This is a genomic window from Pseudomonas sp. NPDC087342 (assembly GCF_044744265.1).
GTDB lineage: Bacteria > Pseudomonadota > Gammaproteobacteria > Pseudomonadales > Pseudomonadaceae > Aquipseudomonas > Aquipseudomonas nunensis.
The window spans coordinates 78,968-82,811 of sequence record NZ_JBIUXZ010000028.1 but is presented as its reverse complement, the minus strand read 5'-3'; the positions used below and the strand labels follow the sequence as shown (position 1 = coordinate 82,811).

Genomic DNA, 3,844 nt, shown 5'->3' with positions numbered 1-3,844 from the left:
AGGGCCCACACGAAAGCGGGGGGTAGTACCCGTAACGGTCGCGACTCAGAAGCCAAACGCCTTGGCGTGAAGATGTATGGCGGCCAGGTTATCATTCCGGGCAACATCATCGTGCGTCAGCGCGGCACCCAATTCCACGCTGGCTACGGCGTTGGTATGGGTAAAGATCACACTCTGTTCGCTAAAATCGACGGCGTGATCAAGTTTGAAGTAAAAGGCGCTTTCAACCGCCGTTACGTAAGCATTGTTCCGAAGACTGCAGTCGTCGCGGCATAATTACGTAGTTGCTGGAAAAGCCCTGTCTCGCGACGGGGCTTTTTCGTTTGTGGGGTGAGTCTCTTGCAAAGCTGTTTGTGATGGGTGATAGCAGCGGGATTTGCGGTAGTTGCTTGAGGTCGCTGCGCTCATTTTTGCAAGAGTCTTATGTCTAGTTTTTTTCGGCTCGTCCGTATGACGAGAGGCGTTTTGTTATGAAGTTTGTTGATGAAGTATCGATTCGAGTAAAGGCCGGTGACGGCGGCAACGGTTGCATGAGCTTCCGTCGCGAAAAATTCATTGAAAACGGTGGCCCGAACGGCGGTGATGGCGGTGATGGCGGCTCGGTCTACATGGTCGCCGACGAAAACCTCAACACCCTGGTGGACTATCGTTACACCCGGCACTTCGATGCCGAGCGTGGTTCCAACGGCGGCAGCACTGACTGCACCGGCAAAAAAGGTGAAGAACTGGTACTGCGCGTACCGGTCGGCACCACCGTTATTGATTCCGCAACCCAGGAAATCATCGGCGACCTGACCAAGGCCGGCCAGCGTCTGCTGGTGGCACATGGCGGCTGGCACGGTCTGGGTAACACCCGTTTCAAATCCAGTACCAACCGTGCTCCGCGCCAGACCACTCCGGGTAAGCCGGGTGAGGCGCGTGACCTGAAGCTGGAAATGAAGGTATTGGCTGACGTTGGCCTGCTGGGCTTGCCGAACGCCGGTAAAAGTACCCTGATCCGCGCCGTATCGGCCGCCAAGCCGAAAGTCGCCGACTACCCGTTCACCACTCTGGTGCCGAATCTGGGTGTGGTCAGCGTCGATCGCTGGAAAAGCTTCGTGGTCGCAGACATTCCGGGTCTGATCGAAGGTGCTTCCGACGGCGCGGGCCTGGGGATTCGCTTCCTCAAGCACTTGTCGCGTACTCGCCTGTTGCTGCACCTCGTGGACATGGCGCCGCTGGATGACACCAGTGCTCCGGACGCTGCAGAAGTAATCGTCAGCGAGCTGACCAAGTTCAGCCCGTCCCTGGCTGAGCGTGATCGTTGGTTGGTGCTGAACAAGTGCGACCAGATCCTTGAAGAAGAGCACGAAGAGCGCGTCAAGGAGATCGTTGATCGCCTGGAATGGACCGGTCCGGTCTACGTGATCTCTGCGATCTCCAAGCTGGGCACCGAGCGTCTGTGTCACGACATCATGCGTTATCTAGAAGATCGTGCCGATCGCCTGGCTGCCGACCCGGCCTACAAAGAAGAGCTGGCCGAGCTCGATCAGCGCATCGAAGACGAAGCCCGTGCTCAGTTGCAGGCCCTGGATGACCAGCGTGCCCTGCGCCGTAGCGGCGTGAAGTCGGTCCATGACATCGGCGACGATGATTGGGACGAAGAAGATGTGGATGATGAAGACGGTCCGGAAATCATTTACGTGCGTGACTGATTCGTTGCGATAAACTTGAACGCCGCTCCCAGGAGCGGCGTTTTAGTATCTGGAAATCGATTGTTGGTAACAAATAGCCACGATTAACGTTACGGGCAGTGCCAGGTCGCGCTGCCCTCAAGCTAAGGTTGAAGATGATGCGGAGCAAGGTGACAGGTGCGCAGCGTTGGGTCGTGAAGATCGGCAGCGCTTTGCTGACGGCGGACGGCAAGGGCCTGGATCGCGCGGCAATGGGTGTCTGGGTTGAGCAGATGGTGGCCTTGCATGAGGCGGGCGTCGAGTTGGTGCTGGTGTCCTCCGGGGCGGTGGCGGCCGGCATGAGCCGTCTGGGCTGGACCGTACGACCCAGTGCGATGCACGAGTTGCAGGCGGCTGCCGCAATCGGCCAAATGGGCCTGGTGCAGGCCTGGGAGTCGAGCTTTGGCGAGCACGGCCGGCATACCGCGCAGATTCTCCTGACCCATGACGACCTGTCTGACCGCAAGCGTTACCTGAACGCCCGCAGCACGTTGCGCGCATTGGTCGAGCTCAAAGTGATCCCGGTGATCAACGAGAACGACACCGTGGTTACCGACGAAATCCGTTTCGGCGACAACGATACGCTGGCGGCGCTGGTGGCCAACCTGGTCGAAGCTGACTTGCTGGTGATCCTGACTGATCGCGACGGCATGTTCGACGCTGACCCGCGCAACAATCCGGACGCCAGCCTGATTTACGAGGCTCGCGCCGATGATCCGGCGCTGGACGCCGTAGCTGGTGGCACTGGGGGTGCGCTGGGGCGTGGCGGGATGCAGACCAAATTGCGTGCTGCACGACTGGCGGCACGTTCGGGTGCGCACACCATCATCGTTGGCGGTCGCATTGATCGCGTGCTGGATCGTTTGAAGGCTGGCGAGCGCATCGGCACCTTGCTGTCGCCTGAGCGCGGCCTGCTGGCGGCGCGCAAGCAATGGTTGGCGGGGCATCTGCAAACCCGTGGCACTCTCGTGCTGGATGCGGGGGCGGTGACGGCATTGTCCAAAGGCAACAAAAGTTTGCTGCCGGTAGGCGTCAAACTGGTCCAGGGCAGCTTCCGCCGTGGCGAAATGGTAGTTTGCGTGGCGCCGGACGGTCGAGAAATCGCTCGCGGCCTGGCCAATTACAGCGCCCTTGAGGCACAAAAAATTATCGGTCAATCGTCTGATGCGATTGTCGGTCTGTTGGGTTACATGGCGGAACCGGAGCTGGTTCACCGCGATAACCTGATCCTTGTCTGAAGGAAAACTGGAATGCGTGTAGCAAAGGGATTATTGGGTTTGTTGCTGGCGATGCCGTTGCTGGCATCGGCAGAAGAGATTGGTCAGGTGTCGACGGTGTTCAAATTCGTCGGCCCGAATGATCGCATTGTGGTCGAGGCTTTCGACGATCCCAAGGTTGAAGGCGTGACCTGCTACCTGTCGCGTGCCAAGACGGGTGGCGTGAAGGGCGGCCTGGGTCTGGCAGAAGATCGTGCTGAAGCATCCCTGGCGTGTCGTCAGGTCGGGCCGATCAATTTCAAGGGTGAGCTGAAAGATGGCGACGAGGTGTTCAAGGAGCGCAAGTCGCTGGTGTTCAAGTCCATGCAGGTGGTGCGCTTCCTCGACAAGAAGCGCAACACGCTGGTGTACCTGGTCTACAGCGATCGCCTGATCGAGGGCAGTCCGCAGAATGCGGTGACGGCTATTCCGATCCTGCCGTGGCCGCACGCTCAATAAGCTAACAAAGATCCAAAATGTGGGAGCGAGCCTGCTCGCGAAAGCGGTGTATCAGCCAGTATTAATGGCTACTGACACACTCTCTTCGCGAGCAAGCCCGCTCCCACATTTTTTTTGCGCCGAATTCACTAAATCGCAGGCAATAAAAAACCGACCCTGAGGTCGGTTTTTCAACAAGCTTACAGCTTAAGCGGCTACAGCAAGGTTCAGAGCCTTGACGTGACCGTTCAGGCGGCTCTTATGACGAGCAGCCTTGTTCTTGTGGATGATGCCTTTATCGGCCATACGGTCGATAACTGGCACGGCCAGAACGTAAGCAGCTTGAGCTTTTTCAGCGTCTTTTGCGTCGATGGCAAATGGGCGGTGAACACCAGCGAAACCACCAACATGCTGCACTGGATCGACACCAGCACCCAG

5 protein-coding genes are annotated in these 3,844 nt (G+C 58.2%); 4 read left to right on the top strand and 1 reads right to left on the bottom strand.

All coding sequences use genetic code 11. The features are described 5' to 3' along the window. The 4 genes from rpmA to ACIOYV_RS29855 all read left to right on the top strand — a co-directional run. Positions 1–276 (top strand): 50S ribosomal protein L27 (gene rpmA, locus ACIOYV_RS29870; RefSeq protein WP_401329613.1); only part of this gene is annotated, 276 nt, incomplete at its 5' end. A gap of 194 nt (positions 277–470) precedes the next feature. Further along, on the top strand, positions 471–1,694 hold the full coding sequence (gene cgtA, locus ACIOYV_RS29865) for an Obg family GTPase CgtA (RefSeq protein WP_054616669.1): 1,224 nt from the start codon (positions 471–473) through the stop codon (positions 1,692–1,694). 137 nt (positions 1,695–1,831) lie between these two features. Then, on the top strand, positions 1,832–2,950 hold the full coding sequence (gene proB / locus ACIOYV_RS29860) for a glutamate 5-kinase (RefSeq protein ID WP_163911713.1): 1,119 nt from the start codon (positions 1,832–1,834) through the stop codon (positions 2,948–2,950). 12 nt (positions 2,951–2,962) lie between these two features. Next, on the top strand, positions 2,963–3,427 hold the full coding sequence (locus ACIOYV_RS29855; protein ID WP_401329609.1) for a CreA family protein: 465 nt from the start codon (positions 2,963–2,965) through the stop codon (positions 3,425–3,427). A gap of 186 nt (positions 3,428–3,613) precedes the next feature. On the opposite strand, the gene rpsT is transcribed toward ACIOYV_RS29855, so the two are convergent. After that, positions 3,614–3,844 carry a 30S ribosomal protein S20 gene (gene rpsT, locus ACIOYV_RS29850; RefSeq protein WP_401329606.1) on the bottom strand — a complete coding sequence of 77 codons (231 nt, stop codon included), beginning with the start codon at positions 3,842–3,844 and terminating at the stop codon, positions 3,614–3,616.

What these genes read in the sequence shown, in the direction of transcription:
- cgtA (WP_054616669.1), top strand. Translation starts at nt 471, where the DNA reads ATGAAGTTTGTTGATGAAGTATCGATTCGAGTAAAGGCCGGTGACGGC.
- proB (WP_163911713.1), top strand. Translation starts at nt 1,832, where the DNA reads ATGCGGAGCAAGGTGACAGGTGCGCAGCGTTGGGTCGTGAAGATCGGC.
- ACIOYV_RS29855 (WP_401329609.1), top strand. Translation starts at nt 2,963, where the DNA reads ATGCGTGTAGCAAAGGGATTATTGGGTTTGTTGCTGGCGATGCCGTTG.